The organism is Peptoniphilus indolicus ATCC 29427, assembly GCF_000227315.1.
Lineage (GTDB): Bacteria > Bacillota > Clostridia > Tissierellales > Peptoniphilaceae > Peptoniphilus > Peptoniphilus indolicus.
Window position 1 is genome coordinate 1 of record NZ_JH165097.1, and the last position, 1,708, is coordinate 1,708.

2 protein-coding genes are annotated in these 1,708 nt (G+C 24.4%); both read right to left on the minus strand.

Going from position 1 to position 1,708, the window contains the following annotated elements:
- Positions 1-1,359 (minus strand): tetratricopeptide repeat protein (locus tag HMPREF9129_RS10070; RefSeq protein WP_004823404.1); only part of this gene is annotated, 1,359 nt, incomplete at its 3' end.
- The gene (locus HMPREF9129_RS12870; protein ID WP_370882813.1) at positions 1,356-1,628 is read right to left on the minus strand and encodes a BMC domain-containing protein; all 273 of its coding nucleotides are present in this window, start codon (positions 1,626-1,628) and stop codon (positions 1,356-1,358) included. The genes HMPREF9129_RS10070 and HMPREF9129_RS12870, both read right to left, overlap by 4 nt.
- Positions 1,629-1,708: the final 80 nt, after the last annotated feature.

The following is a 1,708-nucleotide window of genomic DNA, read 5'->3' on the forward strand; positions in this document are numbered from 1 at the left end:
CAATGATATTTGTGCTCCAAAGTAATTATTTCTTTTTAAACATCTTTCATAGTTATATTGACCTGCTTGAGCAGCTTTATTACAACAATAAGCAATTTTTTTATAAACTAAATCTTGGGGATAATAATTTAAAAGCCTATTTCGTATTTTAGTGAAATAACCTAAATTATCTAAGAAAATTTTTCCGTTAGTAGCTAAACTTAGTAAATCTTGAGGAACTTTTCTATATTCAGAAATAGTTACGGGACCTTCTTCAAAAAGAGTGTAATATTTATAAAAACTTTCTATTGATTTTATAAATAGTAAATTAGAATTAATTTCTATTTTTTTATTTTTTATAACATTATAGGCACTTTTAGGAAGAAACCAATAACACTTTGTTTCAAAATTATGGTCTTCAGATATGTAATCATCATATCCGTAACATTCAGAACCTTCTCCAACAAGACCAAAACATGAAATGTTCCATAAATCTTTATGATGCTTTAAAACATAATCTGAAACATAGTTATTAAAAAAATTTTCACTTCGATCTAAGCCGGATATTCTTTTTGAACTATCTTCTATGAATGACTCAATTTTTTTAATATTTTTAAGCACTATTTTATATGCCTCACTATCTATTCCATATGTATTCGTTATAAAGTTTTTAGACAATTTGTAAAGTTTTAGGCTATTTTGATAATCCTTTTTTCTAAAATAATAATCTCCTAGATTATTTAAAACACTTGCGTATAAAGGATTATTAGCATTTATATTCAAAGATAAAATTTCCTCAGCTTTGAATAAACAGTATTTAGATTCATCAAATTTCTCTAGATTTAAGGCAACTTCATATAAGTTGTTATATGTAGTTGCTAATTGTATTTTATATTCAGGCAAACCCAACAATATAGTTTCAGCTTTTTTTAAAAGATCATAAGCTTTGTCCCAAAATTTTAATGTAATAAACAATAAAGATAGATTATTTAAATTTGCAGCATATGAATAGCCATAGGAATGAATTTGTTCAAAAATAATATTAGCAAGTGAAAAGTATTCTATACTTTTTTTATAATCTTCTTTCAAGCGATAGGCATTTCCTAAGTTAGCAAGGGTATTAGCGTAAGCTTCTGTATTTTTTAAATTTTCTTTTTCAATTAATTCTTTTGCCAAGAGAAGAGTAGAGATACTTTTTTTATAATTACCTGTATTTCTAAGGGCTCCACCATAATCATTTAATAATTCAATTAACTTTACAATATTATTTTCATTTACTGAAAGTTTAATACATTTTTCAATTATAGGAAGGATATCTTTTTCTTTTCCTTGTTTTAAAAGGGTTTTATATTGTTCTTGTAAAATTTTTATATTATTCATATTATTTTTAACAACTCCTGAGTAGGTCGTTCAATTATAGAAGTATTTATAATATCATTTTCATTAAAAAATTTTGATATTAATTTCGAGCATTGCTTTGTAGAGGAAAGTTCTCCTTGTGCAAAGAATAGGCCTTTACCGAATAATCCTAAATTTATTTGAATTTTCAGTAAATTTATATTTGAATATTTATTGCATATATCGGCAGCTTTAATAGCAGTAATACTATTTTTAGATTCTAAAACAAATAGAGATGAAAAATTTTTAATGAAGGATTTTTGTTTATAATTTTTATAATATCTTTAGATATGTTTAAAACTAGATCTGAGTTAACATGATTATCTTTGCA